13 protein-coding genes are annotated in these 18,966 nt (G+C 46.8%); 3 read left to right on the top strand and 10 right to left on the bottom strand.

Translation table 11 applies throughout. The features are described from left to right. Nucleotides 1-47: 47 nt before the first annotated feature. From ACDJ58_RS07925 to ACDJ58_RS07905, 5 genes are all read right to left on the bottom strand, one after another. On the bottom strand, nt 48-1,817 hold the full coding sequence (locus ACDJ58_RS07925) for a sensor histidine kinase (RefSeq protein WP_413376928.1): 1,770 nt from the start codon (nt 1,815-1,817) through the stop codon (nt 48-50). 12 nt (nt 1,818-1,829) lie between these two features. Further along, nucleotides 1,830-3,446 carry a response regulator transcription factor gene (locus ACDJ58_RS07920; protein WP_413376926.1) on the bottom strand — a complete coding sequence of 539 codons (1,617 nt, stop codon included), beginning with the start codon at nt 3,444-3,446 and terminating at the stop codon, nt 1,830-1,832. A 240-nt stretch (nt 3,447-3,686) separates the two neighbouring features. Then, nucleotides 3,687-4,691 (bottom strand): LacI family DNA-binding transcriptional regulator, encoded by a 1,005-nt coding sequence (locus ACDJ58_RS07915; protein WP_413376924.1) that lies wholly within the window; start codon nt 4,689-4,691, stop codon nt 3,687-3,689. A gap of 129 nt (nt 4,692-4,820) precedes the next feature. Then, nucleotides 4,821-5,825: a protoglobin domain-containing protein gene (locus ACDJ58_RS07910; protein ID WP_413376922.1), complete on the bottom strand. Its 1,005-nt coding sequence runs from the start codon at nt 5,823-5,825 to the stop codon at nt 4,821-4,823. A gap of 244 nt (nt 5,826-6,069) precedes the next feature. Then, nucleotides 6,070-7,965, bottom strand: coding sequence for a PrkA family serine protein kinase (locus ACDJ58_RS07905; RefSeq protein WP_413376920.1), 1,896 nt, complete (start codon nt 7,963-7,965; stop codon nt 6,070-6,072). Nucleotides 7,966-8,325: 360 nt separating this feature from the next. Here ACDJ58_RS07905 and ACDJ58_RS07900 point away from each other — a divergent pair, with 360 nt between their 5' ends. Beyond that, nucleotides 8,326-9,174: a DUF2161 domain-containing phosphodiesterase gene (locus tag ACDJ58_RS07900; RefSeq protein ID WP_413376918.1), complete on the top strand. Its 849-nt coding sequence runs from the start codon at nt 8,326-8,328 to the stop codon at nt 9,172-9,174. 105 nt (nt 9,175-9,279) lie between these two features. Here ACDJ58_RS07900 and ACDJ58_RS07895 read toward each other — a convergent pair whose 3' ends face one another. The 3 genes from ACDJ58_RS07895 to ACDJ58_RS07885 form a co-directional block, all read right to left on the bottom strand. Continuing rightward, nucleotides 9,280-9,906, bottom strand: coding sequence for an FMN-dependent NADH-azoreductase (locus tag ACDJ58_RS07895; RefSeq protein ID WP_063564259.1), 627 nt, complete (start codon nt 9,904-9,906; stop codon nt 9,280-9,282). A gap of 239 nt (nt 9,907-10,145) precedes the next feature. Continuing rightward, nucleotides 10,146-11,369, bottom strand: coding sequence for a PLP-dependent aminotransferase family protein (locus ACDJ58_RS07890; protein WP_113051660.1), 1,224 nt, complete (start codon nt 11,367-11,369; stop codon nt 10,146-10,148). Nucleotides 11,370-11,510: 141 nt separating this feature from the next. Continuing rightward, nucleotides 11,511-12,167 carry a response regulator transcription factor gene (locus ACDJ58_RS07885; RefSeq protein WP_063564257.1) on the bottom strand — a complete coding sequence of 219 codons (657 nt, stop codon included), beginning with the start codon at nt 12,165-12,167 and terminating at the stop codon, nt 11,511-11,513. Between the two features lie 441 nt (nt 12,168-12,608). Between ACDJ58_RS07885 and ACDJ58_RS07880 the strand changes: the two genes are divergently transcribed. Both ACDJ58_RS07880 and ACDJ58_RS07875 read left to right on the top strand, forming a co-directional pair. Beyond that, nucleotides 12,609-13,019 (top strand): hypothetical protein, encoded by a 411-nt coding sequence (locus ACDJ58_RS07880; RefSeq protein WP_063564256.1) that lies wholly within the window; start codon nt 12,609-12,611, stop codon nt 13,017-13,019. Then, nucleotides 13,016-14,080 (top strand): phosphodiester glycosidase family protein, encoded by a 1,065-nt coding sequence (locus tag ACDJ58_RS07875; RefSeq protein ID WP_413376915.1) that lies wholly within the window; start codon nt 13,016-13,018, stop codon nt 14,078-14,080. The genes ACDJ58_RS07880 and ACDJ58_RS07875 overlap by 4 nt, the downstream gene beginning before the upstream one ends. 353 nt (nt 14,081-14,433) lie before the next feature. On the opposite strand, the gene ACDJ58_RS07870 is transcribed toward ACDJ58_RS07875, so the two are convergent. Both ACDJ58_RS07870 and ACDJ58_RS07865 read right to left on the bottom strand, forming a co-directional pair. Then, nucleotides 14,434-15,450 (bottom strand): LacI family DNA-binding transcriptional regulator, encoded by a 1,017-nt coding sequence (locus ACDJ58_RS07870; protein ID WP_413376913.1) that lies wholly within the window; start codon nt 15,448-15,450, stop codon nt 14,434-14,436. Nucleotides 15,451-15,549: 99 nt separating this feature from the next. After that, nucleotides 15,550-18,921, bottom strand: coding sequence for a GH36-type glycosyl hydrolase domain-containing protein (locus ACDJ58_RS07865; protein WP_413376911.1), 3,372 nt, complete (start codon nt 18,919-18,921; stop codon nt 15,550-15,552). Nucleotides 18,922-18,966: the final 45 nt, after the last annotated feature.

The following is an 18,966-nucleotide window of genomic DNA, read 5'->3' as shown; positions in this document are numbered from 1 at the left end:
ACCAATATGAACACACCCTCTTTCTCCCTCGACTTATGTAAGCACTCTCATTGCGTTGGCGGATTTGATGAATCTTCAAGGGGTAAACCAATTTCCACACGTGTGCCTGCCCTGGCAGCGCTATCGATCTGAATATGGAACCGGCTATCGTAGATCAGCTTCAGACGATAGATGACATTCTGTACACCTACGCGATCACCCATTGAGTCTTCCGTTTCCACGTAAGAGAGTAGCTGCTTTCTTTTGTCCTCTGTCATACCTGCCCCGGAATCCTCCACCACACAGATCAGTTCTGTACCTGTTCGCCGAATACAAAGCCGAATTTCTCCGCCTTCCTTCAGTGGTTCGATACCATGAATGCTGGCATTTTCAACAAAAGGCAACAATGTCATCTTGGGAATGGAACAATCCGCAGCCTCTGGGTCCAGAACAATCGTATAATTCAGCTTGTGACCGAAACGATATTTCTGGATTTCAAGAAAACAGGTCACATATTCCAATTCTTCCTGTATGCTGACTTTATCCCGATTCCAGGTTAGGGCATTCCGAAAAATTTTAGCCATATGATAAATAATTCGTGCCGTCTCATCCTCATCTTTCATGAGGCTGCGCATGCGGATGATCTCCAGCGCGTTGAACAAAAAGTGTGGATTAATCTGGCTCTGCAATGCATTTAATTGGGCATGCCGCCGCTGTAACTCCAAATTTTTATGTTGAATGTCTGCCACGTAGACGTCGTTAATCAAACGATGGATCGTCATCGTCATGCGATTGAATTCGGCTGTTAGCTGCCCAATCTCGTCCGACGATTCCGGCTGTCTGATCGGTTCAAATCGCTGATGCTTCACTTTTTCCATGTGTTTCAGTATTCGTGCCAGCCTCACGTGGATTGTACGTGTCATCCAGATAATGATCCAAGTCGGCAGAATCAGATTGATACAGGCCAGTACAACGACGAGGTGACTGGATTTGCCCAATTCCTTGTAAATCTCGGATTCATCGAACACCCCATTGATTTTCCATCCCTCCATTTCACCTGACAACGGATAGGCCATTTCGAACTCTTTCTTACTTTGTTGATCCATGACATCGCCATAATTTACGAGTTGACTAGTCCATGGAATACCAGAATCCGTCGAGTAGTCTATTTGTCCAGCCGGATTAACCAGATAGAGATTGCCCTGTACGTTAAGATTGGTGAAAATCTGGCGAATCGTCGACGGCTTCAGATCCAGTCGTACGAACTTTTCCTTCCATCCGGGCAGAGCTTCATAATAATTCAGTTTGCGTAAAATGCTGAACGTCTGCCGATTCCCTTCGGGGCCGGATCTCATTAGAAGGGGGGCGGAGTGTTCACTGTTTGCCAGCAGCCTGTATGGCTCGGACTGTCGAACCTCTTCGGTCAGAAACTCAACTCCCCCGGAAGGCAGTACACTTTCGTTATCCACATATATCGTCAAGCCTTGGAGGGAGCGGTAACCGGAGTAATAGGTATTCAGGATTTTGCGAAGATAAGAATCGTAGGCTTCGATATACTGAACCGGATTTGTGTAATTCACATCCAGCATGTCATTTAATATGCTGTCCGTATAAAAGCTTGAGGAGAAATCTGCCGCATTGCGAATTTCCCCCATAAATTGACTTCGAATCTGTTCCATTCCTTTGGAGAGGTCGGCCATTCGCTGGGATTTTACATTCGCTATGGTCACCTGATAGAAAATAACATTAGTCAGGATAACGGGTACGAGTACAAAAAAGAGATATAAGATCAGCATTTTATCGCGTAAGCGGATATTATTAAAAAAGTTGAGCTTCACGCTTTCATCTCCCTACCCTTCATCCATGATGCGATTTCGATATTCCGTAGGAGCGCATGATTCCGTTTTCTCAAATTGAGTTGCGAAATAATCACTGCTTCCGAACCCAACCCTCTCGGCAATTTCATATACTCGCATATCCGTCTGACGCAGCAGCTTCTTGGCTTCCTCCATCCGAAGCTGAAGAAGGAAGTCGTTGAAATACACGCCATACACCTTGCGGAAACGTTGCCCCAAATAGACCGGATTCATGTAAAATTTGGAGGCAATACTTCTCAAACTAATATTGCTGCTGTAGTTGGCTTCAATATATTGTTTGATTTTTGTCATAGCTCCCCTGTGATTGTACTGACGCTGTTCCGCCAGTTTACGCGCTGAATCCAGCATGAAAACCGTCAACAACTGTCTGGCTTCAGCCAACGTTCCCCGATCTGCTTGCCATGCCAAAATTGGTTTGAACGAAGGTATCTCTTTCACATTCGCCTCAGCCGATTTCAGAATCGATAGTACCGCTGAGATCAATTGGTGAATTGCTGACGTCACGGCAACAGGAGCGTAATTTGCCGTTCTCATACCGGTGAACCATTCACCCACTGCATGCTCCAACGCCTGAATCCGTTGTTCCTCCATAAGTGTCAGGAGTTCCTGCTCCTTTTCATGATCGGTATGCACCCACTGTACAGGTTCATGCTGCATGTCATCATACAGGACGATCCCGCTCTTCTCTGAAATAAATTTATAGGAAATGGCCTTCAGTGCGGTCTGATAGGCATGTCCAATGAGTAAAGGTTCATAACAAACCTTCCCGATATATATGCTTACAGAGTCATGGCCCATTTCGGCGAAGCAGGATTGCATTTGCCCGGCAACCGCATGTAGATTCATTGAATAGGAGCGTAGATGTTCCGCAGTTAACAGAACTCCGATACGTTCGCCGTGCTCTTTTACATGAAGATACGAGCGATTTGCATACATCTTTCCAAGAACAGACTGCACAATCCGGCCAAAATTCTCTCCGCTCCTGGCTCCCGGCCCCTCTTCTTGAGCTTTATCCGAAACCCAAAAATGTAGCGTGTTATTCTCAACCAGCAGATATGCCAGCGGGTCGCCAGCACGTGTACCCGTCAGTTCAGTCCACTGTTCAAGCGTTCCCGATTCCGATTCGCCATAGATAAACTGATCAAGTAATCTGACGTATTCCTGCTTACGTCTGGTTTGTTCAGCATGTTTGTGACGATTCAACTCCTCCGCCAGCTTGCGTAAAGTCCCTTCCAGTTCAATTTCATCAATTGGCTTCAAAATATAATCCTGTACCCCGTACCTTACGGCCTGCTGGGCATAAGCAAAATCATTATATCCGCTCACGATGATAAAATAGGGCTGTTTGCACTTGGTTAGAACCTGCTCATCACGCTCAACCGTACGCCGGATCAATTCCAGTCCATCCGTCTCCGGCATGCGTATGTCCGTAATGACAACGTCTGGCTGTAGCTCTTCAATCCGGGTACAAGCCTCATCCCCATCATTCGCCTCTCCAGCCACTTCGAACCCGCATGCTTCCCAGCGGATCAGTTTGCGGAGTCCTTTGCGTGCGTATACTTCATCATCAACCAGCAGTACCCGATGCATGACCATCACCCTTCCCATTGAATGACAATTGCAGTGCCCCTATATTCAGCAGCAAATAAAGTAAGCGGTTACATAATTTTTTTTGTATTATTCTGCCTTTTATTGTTAAGGTCTGTGTGGCAAAAAGTCAACAGCTTTTCCTGCCATCTTTGCTCAGCAACTTCTGATCCCCGTTATTTCTTAAACTGAAATGACATACCAAAAAAGCACAGCCCGTAGGCTGTGCTGGTTTGAAGACCTTTACGCTTGCACAGGTGCAGTCGTTTGACGAATCACCAGATTGGATGGCTCCGTAACGACTGGAGGAGTATATGCAGGATTCTCAATCATGGCGATCAGATATTCGATGGATTTGATTCCAATGGAATGAATGTTTTGATTAATCGTGGTCAACCCCGGTTTGAACACTTCCGCATAATATGTGTTATCAAATCCGACAACAGATACATCCTCCGGCACCCGTAAACCATGCTTCTCAATTTCGTGGATCGCACCGAAAGCAGACATATCTGAAGCACAGACAATCCCCGTAGGCTGGTCCTTCAATGCAAGCAATCGGCGAGCTGCCTTACTACCACCATCGAAAGAATAGTCACAGACCTCCAGATACACCGTTGAATATGGAATGCCGCAGACACGCAAGCCTTCCCGATATCCATCCAGTCGAAGATTCGCTACGGCAGGCCCAAGTGTACCTGAAATATAAGCAATTTTCTGGTGACCCAGTTCATGCAAATGCTTCACACTCATGGCAATGGCATTTGCATTATCCGTCGTTATGTATCCTGCCCGCTTGCCAAACAAGTCGGTATCAACGAACATCGTCGGAATCTCCGCAGTAACCAATTCCTGAATACTCTTGTTGTCTCTTCCTTCCCCGAATACAACAACGCCATCCACATTACGGCTGCGGCAATGTTTAATAAACGAGTATGTAGGATCATCAAAACGTGTAGATAAGCGAACAAGATCGTATCCGCTGTTTTCCAGCGCTGTTTTGATTCCTTCAAGCAACTCCGATACAAACGGATTGGTAAAAGGAACCGTCAACAATACACCTACCGTCCAAGAACGGCGTTTTACAAGTCCACGTGCAACCACATTCGGTTGATATTTCAATAGTTCGATGGCTATATTGACTTTTTTGCGAGTTTTGTCACTTACATCGGGATAATCGTTCAGCACTTTGGAAACGGTTGCAACAGATACGCCCGCCTCTTTGGCCACATCATGGATAGAAGCCACCTGATCACCTCAACCTCTTTCAAATCCCCTGTCTCCGGCTGCATTCACTATAACATCGGCAGGTTTGTCTACCCATTATAGCTTAAAACAGCCAGAAACGGTATCACAGCTTCCAGCCAGTATTACCGCCTATTCCTGATGATCCAATTTCCTGAGATCAAGTGCCAGTTTCTCCATAGTGGTAGCAAAAACCGCAAGCTCTTCTGAACGGGATGCCTGACGCCTTGCTCCCGAAGCAGTGTGCTCTGACTCCTGTTGAACACTGCCCAGCTTCTTCATGATCTGTGCCAGGTTCGACTGGATTTTCCCTTGAGCCTCACGGGAACTAGCCGCAAGCTTGCGAACCTCACTGGCAACCACCTCGAATCCCCGGCCAAATTCTCCTGCATGTGCAGCTTCAATGGCGGCATTCAAGCCCACTAGATGACTCTGATCCGAGATTTCACGAATGATCTCACCCATTTTGCCAATCTGATGAATCTCCTTGGTCAACTCTTCCAATAGTCCATTTGCCTGATCCTGAGAGGCTGCCGTTTCCCTGGCCACATCAGAGATCGCCTGAGCATTTTCATTCAATTCACTAATCATGCCCGTCAACTGCTGGGTAATCTGTGTGATCGCCAGCAAAGTATGCTGCTGATCTTCAGCGAGTTGATTTAATTTTTCCTTTTCCTTCTTCTCGTAGGCCTCCAATACAAGCTGTGAATCGAGGTTGAACATTTTACTAAGGGCCTGGATGACCAGATGCCAGCGTTCAGGGATGACTTGCTGGAATATGCTTGTTGCAATATCGAGGTAAACCATATACGTGCCCAGATAATAATCTTCGGACAAACCAATGCGGGAATGGACCAGTCCGATTGCAATGCGCTGTTCAATGTATGCATCATCAACTACACCATCGGTCATGGATAACCAGTATAGCTTTTGAGTTTCCTTCAAACGGTCAATGGAAGAGAAGCGGGCAATTAGATCGACTAAATTCGGATAATTTCCCACATGGTTGTAGAAGTGGTCCACCACTTCGTCAACGACTTTCTCAAAAGCAGGTCGATGATCAGCAAGCAATTGCAGATCTCCGGCGGTCAATCCAATATAATCAAGTTGTTGTTGTCTTGCTATAGCAATACTCATAACTAGTTCTGTCAGCTCCTTAATAACCACAAAAAATATTAAATTGTAAATATCTGTATCGATTATAGACTAAATGACCTAATTTAACATATACCATAAGAACTAATTTGTCATGGAATTGACCTTCTTTGTCAGTTTATTAGTCTTAATTGTACATCTACCCATATAAAAAGACCCCTGACCCTGCTGTGAAGGAGCCTCACAGCAGGCGTCAGGAGCCTGATCCGGAATGGTTCGTTGCAGATCAGCGATTCAACAGACTGCCCACATAACGGAGCAGTTCATTCGCGCTGGCTGCGGTATATCCATGTTCTTCAATCAATCGCTTAATGACTTCATTCATGCGTTTCAGCTGTGTCGCATCTGGCGTCTTCGTTGAAGTTGTAATTTTGACAATGTCCTTCAAGTCAGTGAACAGCTTTTTCTCAATCGCTTCACGCAAGCGGTCATGACTGCTGTATTCGAATTTCCGTTCCTTGCGGGAATAAGCCGAGATGCGGATCAATATCTCTTCCCTGAAAGCCTTTTTGGCATTTTCGGAAATACCGATCTGCTCCTCAATCGAACGCATCAAGCGCTCATCCGGGTCCATCTCCTCATCTGTCAGTGGATCACGAATTTTGGACCAGTTGCAGAATGCCTCGATATTATCGAGGTAATTTTCGAACAGCGTTCTAGCCGACTCTTCGAACGAGTAGACAAATGCTTTCTGCACTTCCTTCTTCGCCAATTCATCATATTCTTTACGTGCGAGTGCAATAAAGTTCAGATAACGTTCTCGTTCATCTTTGGTAATCGAAGCATGCTGATCCAGACCATCTTTGATCGCCCGTAGGATATCCAGCGCGTTAATGCACTGAAGATTTTGCTTAATCAAAGCACTGGATATCCGGTTGATGACATAACGTGGATCAATGCCGGACATACCTTCATCCAAATATTCATTTTGCATCTCACGCAGATCGGCTTCTTTGTACCCTTCGACTTCTTCACCGTCATACATCCGCATTTTTTTGACCAGATCCATGCCTTGTTTCTTCGTTTCTTTCAAGCGGGTAAGTATGGAGAAAATGGCTGCAGTCCGCAGGGCATGCGGTGCAATATGGACATGCTTCATATCACTTTGCTGAATGAGCTTGCCATAAATCTTCTCTTCCTCGGAGACCTTCAGGTTATAGGGAATTGGCATGACGATCATCCGGGATTGCAAGGCTTCATTCTTTTTGTTGGAAATAAATGATTTGTACTCGGATTCATTCGTATGCGCCACAATCATCTCATCCGCACTGATCAAGGCAAATCGGCCTGCTTTAAAATTTCCTTCCTGCGTCAGCGATAACAGGTTCCACAGAAACTTCTCATCACATTTCAGCATTTCCTGAAATTCCATCAATCCACGGTTGGCCTTGTTCAATTCACCGTCAAAACGATAGGCGCGTGGATCGGACTCGGAGCCGAATTCGGTAATGGTTGAGAAGTCGATACTTCCCGTCAGATCGGCAATATCCTGGGATTTGGGATCGGATGGACTGAATGTTCCGATTCCCACCCGGTTATCCTCCGAAATGGTGACCCGTTCCACTCGCACCTTGCTGATATCACCGCCATATTCGGTCCGAAGACGCATCTGGCAGGATGGGCAGAGATTGCCCTCAATGCGGACACCGATCTCCTTTTCCACTTCGGGACGAAGCTCCAGCGGAATCAGATGCAAGGGCTCCTCATGCATTGGGCATCCGTCAATGGCGTATATAGCACCCTTCTCTGTGCGGGAGAATTGTTCAAGGCCACGTTTCAGCAGCGTTACCAGTGTTGACTTACCTCCGCTGACCGGACCCATAAGCAGCAGAATCCGTTTGCGAACATCCAGGCGGCGTGCTGCCGAGTGGAAATATTCTTCCACCAGCTTTTCAATGGAACGATCCAGCCCAAAAATCTCCTGTTCAAAAAACTTGTACCGTTTGTGCCCCCCAACTTCTTCCACGCCAAATGATTCAATCATCTGGTACACTCGTGCGTGAGCCGTCATTGCCGGAGTCGGGTCCTCTCTCAGCAGTGCAATATAATCTTCAAATGTCCCGTTCCATGATAAACGGTCACTCTCTGCCCGATGTTCCGCAACGCGTTCAAAAATATTCATGCTTGGTACCTCCCATGGCTCCTTTAGTGTGATTGTCAACCATTCCGAATGGTATGAAGAAATCAATAGAATTACGGCTTGTGCTTGAATACCAATCTTGCGGTCCGGATTAGTCCCGCCACCCTCTGTCCAAACATCATGTATTGTTGTGAAAAGTGTATTACATACCTATGCGGCAAATCGGATAAGTTGACCTCTTTTTTTCAATCTGCGGGTCTTAATTTGAGGCTTTCCCTGTTCTATCAGACATCTTGTGCGCTCAGAAAAAAAAGAACGGATATGATATAATGAAGGTTCTAAATTCAGAAAACGGGACAATAGATGGCCAGAGACGAGCCACTTCAGGGAAGGAGCAAAACGATGGCAGTAAAGTACGAAACCGAGTTATATTCGCCTGTAAAGGCTTTTTTCGAACGACGCGGCTACGACGTGAAGGCTGAAGTCAAACATTGTGACCTGGTTGGGGTCAAATCGGATCAGAATGAACCACTCATTGTGGAGATGAAAAAAACATTTAATCTGTCTCTGCTGTTACAGGGAATGCAGCGCCTGAAGCTCAGCCCCTTCGTGTATCTGGCTGTTGAGCGGAACCGTAGCAAGCGTGGTGCCGTGAACCAGCGCTGGGGCGAACTGACCGCACTGTGCAGACAACTTGGGCTAGGGCTTATCACCGTTACGTTCTACAAAACCAAATCACCTCTGATTGATGTGCTGTGCGAACCTGCTGCCCAAGCTCCTATGTCTGGTAGCGGCAGCACCAGTGTCCGTAAAGGCGGTATCCGGCGGCAACGACTGCTGAAGGAATTCGACGAGCGCAGTGGTGACTACAACACCGGAGGAAGCACACGCAGGCAGCTGGTCACCGCTTACAGAGAAAAGGCATTACGTGTGGCTTCCGCCCTTCGCGCTCAGGGAGAAGCCTCCCCCGCCTCAATCAGTAAACAGACAAGTGTGGGTTCCGCTGCGGCCATTTTGCAAAAAAACTATTATGGCTGGTTCGAGCGGCTATCCCGTGGACGATATGTGCTGACGGTTAAGGGTGTGCAGGCACTGACCGAGCATGCTCACATGCTTGAGGATAATGATATGATTGAACGGAGTATAAATGAACTAGAAATGGATTTTTCCTCGAATCAACATGACGACAGTGAGCTAGAGCTTATTGCGGAAGTAGCGGAGCCCTACCTGATCCATGGAAGGGATGACTGAGGCAACAGGCAGCGTAGCTTTATGCAAAATGCAGATGCACATGTAGAAAAGCCCATCATCTCCAATGGAGATGATGGGCTTTTTCGTGTTTCTATATATAGGCTATTAGAAGCTTGCTGCTACTTCGGAAGCCAATTTCAGACCTGCTGCTACGATCTCTTGGGAACGGTCAGGTGAAGCATTGTGGCCTTCAACGATAACCAGTTCAGGGTTTTGGATACCCCAGAAGTTCAGTACATTTGTTACATATTTCACGGACATTTCAGCGGAGGCCATAGGCTCTACGGAGTAAACTCCGCCACGTGCGTTCAACAATGCCACTTTTTTGTCGCCAACCAGACCCACAGGGCCTTCAGCAGTGTATTTGAACATTTTTCCAGCTTGGCTCAGGTAGGAAATGTAGTTCACCAGTGGTGCTGGAACAGTGAAGTTCCACAGTGGGAATGCAAATACTACTTTGTCTGCTGCCAAGAATTGATCTTGCAATTGTGCCGCAAGTGCTGCTGCTTTTTGCTCTTCTGCAGTTGCTTCGATACCATTAGCGGCTTTGTATCCACCTGTAATTACAGTGTTGCCGTAGTAAGGAATATCTGTATTGTAGAGATCCAGTTCGGTAACTGTGTCACCTGGGTGGGATTCTTTGTATGCGCTCAAAAATGCATCGTACAATTGTACGCTGACTGCTTGATCTGCAGGACGGTCGTTTGCTTTGACAAATAAAATGTTAGACATGTTCGTTCCCCCGTTAGTTAAAATATATGAGTGCTTCTCCTGAACTTGCAATGAATGCAGCTTATATAAAGAAAACAACAACTCATTAATACATATTATATATAAAAATGTTAGTGGATGCAATAACGTAATTACTTTGGGGGTAACATATTTGCTTCCAAATCCAATGCCTGGAACTTCTGTTGTCCCAGGTTCCAGGCATGAATTTGACCATACATTCTTTCTTTTCTATATCTGGTTTAGCTCCGGGCTGTAAACTCTGTTATGGATTCACTGATCAGATTCATGCCAAGGAGCAACTCATCCCGGCCGGGATGGCTGAAGTTCAACCGGATGTACCGATGATCCTGTTCACCCGTGGAGCAGAGTGAACCTGGAAGAAAGGATACTCCTTTTAACAGCGCTGCTTTGAGCAGAGCTCCGCTGTCCAATCCATCCGGCAACTGTACCCACAGATACATCCCTCCTTCAGGAATGCTGTACTGGCTCCCTTTCCAACCCGGACGCTTCAATAATTCGAGCATAAGCTTGAGTCTGGTCTTATACTCCCGGTTCAGCATGGAGAGATGATCGCTCCACTTAAAAGGAGAATGGGCGAGCAGTTGATACAGCAACCGCTGATTCATGGGACTGGACTGTCCGTCTGCTATCCGTTTCACGGAGGCCATAGCCTGGATCAAGGCCGGATGTCCGGCAGCCCAACCTGTACGCAGGGCAGGTGCTACGGTTTTGCTAAACGAACCAATGTAGAGAACATGTCCACCCTGATCCGCTGTATCCAGCGCAAAGAGGGAAGGATACTTCCGGTAGAAGTCTCCCGGCTCCAATCCATCGAAATGAAGTTCACCATAGGAATCATCTTCCACGAGTAGCACTCCATAACGTGAACACAGATCAAGCACAGCCTCACGCCGTTCCATACTCCACAGCACGCCGGTTGGATTGGAAAAACTGGGTGCAGCAAAAAGCAGCTTCGGTCTCACCTGCTGCATGTGGTGCTCCAAAAGGTCAGGCAAAATGCCATCTCCATCGCCTGTGACGGGCACGATTTTGGCACCTTGCATCTCCAGAACCTCGAGACAGCCTGGAGAGGTAGGATGCTCGACCAGTACGGAATCTCCAGGCTCAAGCAGCAAACGCATCACAAGATCGATGGCCTGCTGGGTCCCTGTGGTCAATAGAATCTGCTCTGGGACTGTCCGTATGCCCTTGCGAGCATTCCAATCGTTGTCCAGCCATTCTCTCAACGGTCTATACCCTGCCGGTTCACCATACTGCAATGCGGAGGGTCCAGAACTAAATACAGACACCGCTGCTTCTTCCAGCAATTTGAATGGAAACAGCTCCTCCGCAGGCAGTTCTTCTGCCAGAGAAATGAAATAATCCCGACCAGACATCTCACGTATGTCCCTCAGCGGTGATGTCAAAAGCCTGTTTGTACGGGAGGCGAAGAAATATTTCATCGGTCCGTTCCCCTTTCATCCCTAATCCGAACTGTGCTCGCAGTCCGTAGCCCCTACAACCTATTCCTGTTGGACACTGAATATGACCAGACCGGACACTTGACGAGCCATCGTACATAGGGATTCATGGAGCCATGCTCGTCAGGATACGGTTTTGGTCTGCCTCGCGTATAAAGCGTAACGTTCAATCGCCTGTGCCCTGCTGCTTACATCCAGCTTGACGTATATTTTACGCAGGTAATTATCAATCGAACGTCTGCTAACGTTAATCTCACTGGCTATTTTATCATAGGTTACGCCCTGAACAATTCTTTCCATGATAAAAGTTTCGGTTTCTGTTAATTCAACAATAAGTTCTTCTGCCGGTGATTCGACGGGCTGGGCCCACTCCGAACTGGCTAACCAGGATAATGGGATGGATACACATCCCTCACGCAAGCCGGAAATCAGATGAATCAGCTGGCTAGGGGAAGCCTGTTTGGACAGCATACCACTAGCACCAAGACTGATCAGATGACGAAATAATTTTACATTGTCCTCGTCCGTTAGAATAATGATGTGACTATGAGCCGACAGATTTTTCATTTGGGATATATACTGATCCGCCTGACCCTCAGGAAGCCGATAATCCATTAAAATCAGATCGGGCTGGTGAATGTTCACCAGGTCAAGACCTTCGGACCCGGTCGAAGTCATCCCCCGTACCAACAGATCTTGCTGTTCTTCCAAAATCAATTTTGTTCCCAGCATGCTGGTGGGGTGGATATCTACGATGACCACCTGCCATACTTTTTTCATTGTTGTTCCCCCTGTTATGTATTGGACAAATTCCTTTTCTACCATCAGCCATAATAATGCCTCTATCCTTGCGACAGTACGTGTATAGAAGAAGCAAAAGTCGGATAATGTCGAAAAATAGAAAAACACTTGATACAGCTGTAAGAACAGCTCTATTTCTACTGTATTTTGCTGTCGTCACATCAGGACTTTTGTCTTCCCAAGCGAAGAAAGATCAAAATATAGTATAAATTTCCTGCATTTCTATCTAAAAAAGTCGAAAAACTTGCCCAAAGTTCCTACTTATTGCATCTATAAGAAATTGTATCCTAGGACTTCCTTCCGATGCAATCTCTTTTTATCCTATTACTCAAAGAATTTCATTTTTGCGTAATCAATAGTGGCGTGATAGAATGAGGACTGGAAAATTTTTTGTACCTATAAATAACCAGGAGTGATGATATGAAACCTTCTGTCCAACCCTCTGACATCCATCACACCCGGAGCGCCAAAGGTAAGGCCGGATCTTCAGTCAAGCTGTTTCTGGTCATGTGGATTGTTCTCATTGCACTTGGAGTACTCGGAACCTACTATTATAGTAACCACCTCCAGCAACAGATGATTAATCAGCTTCAGACCCATAATCAACAGCAGATTGCAGCGCTCAAAGCCGACTACGAAAAGCAGCTAACAACGATATCCAAGGAAGTAGCGGACCTGCAGGGCCAGGTGCAGTCCTTTAATGAATTGCTGACTTTCACCAAGGATAATGCAAACGATAAAACCGACAACAGCAACAAATTGTATACCCAGCTGAGCGAAGTCAAAAAACAACTGGAGACACTCCAGAAAAAGATGGACCTGCTCAAATGATTACACCCGTAAAAAAGGTTAATCGTTTATTTATGCTTGCACTTGCTCCTTTTGTTGGATTGATGTTATGCATGCTGCTGATTCGTCCTCCGCTTGAACCCGGAGATTTCATTAATTCCGGTCTGGCTGAAGAGAATGTTACACCCCGGACCCAGGCAATTAGCCAGGAGCTTGCAGGGGCAAAAGAAGCTGCTGTTCAGACTTCTTCTTCTATTAAAAGAACAACACAGCTGTACAATCAGACAACGAGTACGATGTCGACGCTTGTACAGAAGGCTACGGTTCAAGCCGCTCGCCCGGAAACGATCTATAATCAACGAATCTCATCCAAGCTGGGCGTTCCGTTTGAACGGATAGACAGTGATCGACTTACGATTGAACTCTATAGGGTCAATCCAGGCCCCTATAAGGGCTATGCGATGAAAATCAAGCTAAAAGACCCCACGGCCATGAAGATGGCTCTGGACAGCGAGCCAGGCCGATCTGAGACAACCATGCAGGCGGTCAAGCGCAGCGGTGCCATTGCCGGAATTAATGCCGGAGGGTTCGCCGACAGCGGCGGTAAACGGTATCCACTGAGTACAACCGTTATGGATGGCAAGTATGTGAATGGTTTTCAGGCCAGCTTTAAGGATCTGTTTTTTGTAGGTCTTGATGATGCCGGTAAGCTGGTAGGCGGTAAATTTTTCGACAAAAGTTCCCTGGATCGCCTACAACCACAATTTGGCGCCACATTTGTACCCGTGCTCTTGCAGAATGGACAAAAAACGGTCATTCCAGCCAAATGGAAAGTGTCACCCAAGCGGGCTCCACGCACCGTGATCGGCAACTACAAGGACGATCAATTGTTGATTATCGTTGTTGACGGGTATAACGAAGGGGGCAGCTCAGGAGCCACCCTGGAAGAGCTGCAAGGACGTTTGTACAAGCTTGGCGTAGTGGACGCCTATAATCTGGATGGCGGCGGATCGTCCTCACTTATCGTGAACAACCGGGTTGTGAATAACCCTTCGGACGGGAGCCTCCGACCGATACCTACTCACTTTTTATTTTACAAATGATGGAGTGAAGCATTCCTTTTCTTCTTATAATGGTTATAATAGAAGTAAATGAGATTGTGCAGGAGGTGCTATGGTATGTCATTTTCACTGACATTTTGGATTATTGCAATTGTATTGGCTCTCTTCCTTACAGGCATTCTCACTTCATCCTACAACAATGACAAAACCAAGGGCCTTTAAGGGCCAAGCCTCTCCTGGTGAGAGGTTTTTTCATTTCATAATGGGTCAAATAAACAAGCTAAACAAGAGACAAGGCTTAAAAGAATGCTTCAATTCTTCTAAGCCTTGTCTCTTGCTTGCTGTACAGTCGTCGTTTGACACAACATCCATGGAATGAAGAAGGGACAGCGTCGTCAATAGCTAACCGCCTTTTCACCCTGGGCTTGCGCAAGATATTCTGACTGAACCTGGCTGTTTACCGACCCGCCCTCCACCAGTGTCACGTAGATGCGTTCATGATCGACAGGCTCTCCAGCAATAATCTTGATTAATTGTTCGGCTGCAAGTGCGCCCCATTTTCGTTTGGAATAATCAATCGTGACCAGTCTTGGCTGCACATATTTGCTAAGTTCAATATTATCAAATCCGATAATATCAATCTCCTGACCAATGTTTAACTCGCTATCAGCGAGCCGGTCACACATCCCAATCGCCATCTCGTCATTGAGACAAAATACCCCAACTGGTTCAGTATATTCCTGAATAATACGTTCAGCTGCCCGTTCTCCGCCACTCTTCTCGAAATCTCCTGTGATCTCAATCCATTCCACATTCGCTTCCCGCTCCGATACTTGCCTCACAGCCTTCAACCGCTGAGCCGAGTCAAAGGAACCTTCAGGACCTGTCACGACATAAATCTTCGTGTGTCCCTGTTCAATCAAATGCTCCATCGCAAGGGTTGCTCCTGCCTTGTTATCCAGCAGAACCTGATTAATATTGGGGTGATCCAGTTCCCGGTCAAGAACGACAATCTTGTGTCCTCTGTCCGCATATTGTAATAGTTCCTTGCTCGCAAATGTATGATCCAGAATGACAGCACCATCAATCATTCGCTCCGGAAGCATTCGATGAGATTGTTTCCCGCTGCACACAATCAGGTCGTACCCTTGCGCGTTACATACAGATTTCATACCACTAAGCAAGTCCCCATATACATCCCCGCTAAAATCCGTCAGAAATACACCCAGAATTTTGGATTCTCTCTTCTTCAATGTTCTGGCAGCAGCATTGGGAACATAGTTCAGCTCTTTGGCGATAGCCAAAATTTTGGAACGGGTCTCATCTGTCACTTTGTTGCTACCATTCAGAGCATATGACACGGTAGAGATCGAAACTCCCGCCTGTTTGGCGATATCCTTGATACTGACCACATTCTTCGCTCCCCTGTTATGTTCATCAGGCCCTTCGAAATCGAAGGACCTGACATCTAAAATATTTATTCTTGATAAAATGGACTAACGTTTACACGATTAACTGTAAATCTCAATCACGTTATTCTCGCTCAGGCTCTGTTCAAGCTCCTTGCGTGAAATACGCAGTCCACCAAGACGATAAGGTTGTTGCAGCCTAGTCGCATCCAGTTCCTTGCCATTCAGAACAATACGTTGTACGGCCTCTCCGCTGAAATGATAGACGAAGGTTACTTTTTTGCCGGCAAATTGGAAATCAAAATGCAAGCCATCCAAGCTGACAGGTAACACAGGGTCCAGAACCAGATCTTCTTCCTCCTGACGAATACCCAGGGCGTTCGAAATGAGCTGATTCATGTAGATTCCCGGTCCACTGGAGTAGATTCTCCAGCCACCCTTCACCTGCACATCGCCGGTGCGAAGCTTATCGAACTGCTCCTGCGCTGCATAACGGTTGTTGAATTTCCCGTCAGAGCTGCTGAAGTAGGCATTACTCTGGCGTAGATCTGCGTTAGGAACAGCTTCCTGAATACCCACTGGATTGATAATGCCTAGGCCATTCCAGACCTCATCCGGGTTGCCCAGCTTCGCCATGGCTTCAATATAGCGGATGTGAGCATGAACATATTGCAAGCCCACTTCACGTCCGAAGTTGGATGCCTGCTCTGCACGTTTGAAATGAGTGCTGACGCCGCCATCATACTGTGCTGGACGATTCATCAATCTAACGCCATCAGGGCAGTACAGCTTGTCCTTGATCAGTTCATAATGGGATTGGGCTTGCTCAGGCTCCAGCAACTCGGCAATCATGCTGCGTGTCATGGGCAGCAAACGGTACTGAATACCTGTCTCGCTGTCATCCGGATGCAGCATGCGCTTCGCTTGTGCCGGATCTTCCATATATACAAAGCCTGGAATCACATCGGTATCCAGCATGTACTTGCTGAAGTCCTTTTTCACACCCGCTGCCATATCGCTTAATTCGGAAGAAAGCTCCGGTTTCACAGGCGCGAGCGCTCTGGATAGCTGCTTCAACGTTTGATAGGTGAGCGCTACTGTCCAGCTGCTGACCATATATTGCTTCAATTGAGCATTGGCAGGCTGTAATGTATCGTCCCAGTCCCCGTCACCATATGAGGAGAGGAATGTATCATGCAGGAAATGGCTGCGGATATACTCCAGTTCTTTCTGGGCATGCTCCAGCACGCTGGCTGTCTGATCAGTAAAGTCAAAACCATGTTTTACGGTATAAGGTACTTCCTCATTCAGAATCGAATAATCCTTGGTAGCAATCAGATAATCACTTAGCACTTTAAGAGGCCAAACAATAATGTCACCATGGCTTTCTTCCTGCTGAACCTTGAAATAACGATCGAACATGAACCATTGCGGCCAGTTGCCGTCATCCTCATACTGATGCGAGTATACCGTCTTCAGAATGTCGCGGACCTGCTCATACTTTTGTGTAGCCATAAAGTATTCGACCGGACCCTGGCAGACATCCCGTGTTCCCCAAGCTGCACCGCCATATTGCTCCAGTCCGTGAGGAACAGAGTAATGCACCAGCATATTGTGGGTGTACCACCATGCAAGAGCATTCACTTTGAACAGCTCGTCTGCTCCTTGCTTCTGAGGCTGGGACAAATGGAATCCATTCATCACTTCTGCATAGAAAGTACGATAAGCTGCCACTTCCTCTTCGAAGCTGCGTGTCGATGATGCAGTCTGTCCTCCTTCCAACAGCCCTTGAATGGTCAATGTCCATTCAGCGCTGCTGTCCAGCCGTAAAGTCGTCAGTGAGTCGTCGCCTGCGTTTACTCCACTAGCCAGCTCAGTCTCATCGCCAACCTTCACTCCTGCTCCGCTTACACGCATGCGGTACTCCAGATTCGGATAAACTTCGGCACTGAGGGAGCTGTGATCTGCCTTGAAGCTCAGTTCACCATTCTGCTCGGCAACATGAACAGGCAGTTCATATTCATTCACATTCATCGTAATCTGATTGGTGATCAGGTATCGATAAGCTATTCCTTTTTCCGACTTCACATGAAGATGTACTTCAGGAGTATCCAAAGTTGTATAATTCGTGATGATCAGCGTATCCTCAGCTGTCTTGTAATACCAGCGAACATAGTTGAAGCCCATTTCAAACAGGGAAGGCATCGTGAGTAGGCGGAAGATTCCCTCAACCTCGACGTAGATCCGCTGACCGGATGATTTGGGTATGTTGAGTGCACTACGTGCATTGCTCATCATTTTATTGAAGTTCGTATTCCCCACAACCACATGGGAATTGAAAATACCATACATATAGGAAGACGTAGTGATTACGTTCTGACCCAGCTTCACATTGTTGCCACTCATCAGAATGTGTCCATGCGGACGTTCCACGCGCATTTCCTTTTCCTTCAGCACAATATGCTCATACGTATCTGTAAAGAACGCCAGCAATTCACCATCCGCGCGCTCTTCCTGATGTCTCTTCGAACCCGGGAAGAGGGAGTTCACTTCTTCTTCTGTCATCGATAAAGTAGGTATGGGTTCACCCATTACCGGATGGAGAGATACTTTTGGGAATACGTTGGATACTGCCTGTACCATGCTTGTATTCTCTTGACGCTTCGCTTCATACTCGTCCCAAGCCTGTTGGACAACATCCTGGTATTCGAGTTCCTTCACTGCTTCAGCGTGATTGGCCCGAAAGAGTCCATAGAACACAAAGCGAGCTTCGCCACTCAACACCACTTTTTCAGACTGCAGGGCTGTGTATGCAAATTCATACTGGTACACTTCATTCGCAAGTGTTGGCTTGCTCAGACTTTCAGGGACATTCGTTTCCTTGTAACTCAAGCCAAAGAACTGAAATCCATCTGTGGAGTAACCTGCTGCACAGGTTAATGAACCCTGTTGAAGATAAGGAAAAGTCCCACCCTGCGGTTGATTCTGCCGTGAAGCTACGATATATCCCAGCTTTGCATCCTCAAATACAGCATGGTCAATGTATTGCGACAAGTAAGCCTCATTGCTGCGTACCGCACCTGGATCCGCATTGCCGACATCCTGGCCGTAGACCACGTCGACCTCTTCTCCATTACCGTTTACGGTTACATCCCAGAACCATACACCTTGTGTTGTTGGAGCAAATACAACCTGATAACCTACGCCCTCTGCGGTACCTGTCCATACCATACGACTGCCGTCGGTGCTCACCTGACTGTCGGAGTGAATGCCAAGCATTGGCACAAAACGGATACCGGAATCACTGTGAAACCGCAAGTATAGATTGTTCATGGAGCCGTCCACCGGACTAGCCATCCACTGATTAATCATCGTTGTTCCACTTACGGCCTTGAACAAATCACCGCTTTCCCAGAACGTAAAGCACAGATCGCCGGATTGTACGTTGATTTGAGATTTATTCATGGTCTTCATATATCTATTCATATCCTCCTTCATTTATCGATATGAGGTGTATCC

Source organism: Paenibacillus taichungensis (assembly GCF_047302525.1).
Taxonomy (GTDB): domain Bacteria; phylum Bacillota; class Bacilli; order Paenibacillales; family Paenibacillaceae; genus Paenibacillus; species Paenibacillus taichungensis_B.
Note: the sequence above shows the minus strand (reverse complement) of the source record. Positions and strands in the feature narration are given on the sequence as shown.

Coding starts and splice junctions, on each gene's coding strand:
- ACDJ58_RS07920 (WP_413376926.1), bottom strand. CDS start 3,446: ATGCATCGGGTACTGCTGGTTGATGATGAAGTATACGCACGCAAAGGA.
- ACDJ58_RS07910 (WP_413376922.1), bottom strand. CDS start 5,825: ATGAGTATTGCTATAGCAAGACAACAACAACTTGATTATATTGGATTG.
- ACDJ58_RS07905 (WP_413376920.1), bottom strand. CDS start 7,965: ATGAATATTTTTGAACGCGTTGCGGAACATCGGGCAGAGAGTGACCGT.
- ACDJ58_RS07900 (WP_413376918.1), top strand. CDS start 8,326: ATGGCAGTAAAGTACGAAACCGAGTTATATTCGCCTGTAAAGGCTTTT.
- ACDJ58_RS07895 (WP_063564259.1), bottom strand. CDS start 9,906: ATGTCTAACATTTTATTTGTCAAAGCAAACGACCGTCCTGCAGATCAA.
- ACDJ58_RS07890 (WP_113051660.1), bottom strand. CDS start 11,369: ATGAAATATTTCTTCGCCTCCCGTACAAACAGGCTTTTGACATCACCG.
- ACDJ58_RS07885 (WP_063564257.1), bottom strand. CDS start 12,167: ATGAAAAAAGTATGGCAGGTGGTCATCGTAGATATCCACCCCACCAGC.
- ACDJ58_RS07880 (WP_063564256.1), top strand. CDS start 12,609: ATGAAACCTTCTGTCCAACCCTCTGACATCCATCACACCCGGAGCGCC.
- ACDJ58_RS07875 (WP_413376915.1), top strand. CDS start 13,016: ATGATTACACCCGTAAAAAAGGTTAATCGTTTATTTATGCTTGCACTT.
- ACDJ58_RS07865 (WP_413376911.1), bottom strand. CDS start 18,921: ATGAAGACCATGAATAAATCTCAAATCAACGTACAATCCGGCGATCTG.